General features: G+C 74.7%; 1 pseudogene. It reads right to left on the reverse strand.

What is annotated here, in order from left to right:
• A pseudogene (locus J0695_RS39300) lies at positions 1–206 on the reverse strand (L,D-transpeptidase); the annotation flags it as partial.
• Between the last annotated feature and the right edge of the window lie 197 nt (positions 207–403).

The raw sequence follows: 403 nt of genomic DNA on the forward strand, positions 1-403 counted from the left end.
ACGGCGGACGGGCGGCAGTCCGCCGGGGACTGCCCTCCGCCCCCCGTCAGGCGCAGGCCGCGCTCGACCTCACGCTGGTAGGGCCCGGTGACGGCGGTGCACCTGGGCGCCCGCCCGGGGGCGAGGGAGGCCGGCCCGACGCGGCCGAGCAGAGCCGGGACGACCAGGGCCAGGGAGAGTCCGAGCCGGGACAAAGGATGCCGCACACCCGCTCCCCGGATGCCGAAGGAACATACCGGGGCATCACAGCAGCAGGTGCGCGGACTATTGGGTTCATCTGACTTCATGGCGCCGGATTACCACCGCATGGCCGCAGCGGGCCGTGGACCCGTGGACCCGGGGACCGTGTACCCGGCGGCCCTGGACCCGGGGACCCTGGGACCCTGGGACCGCGGGCCGTTTC

Source organism: Streptomyces beijiangensis, from assembly GCF_017315755.1.
In the GTDB taxonomy this organism is placed as follows: Bacteria; Actinomycetota; Actinomycetes; order Streptomycetales; family Streptomycetaceae; genus Streptomyces; species Streptomyces beijiangensis.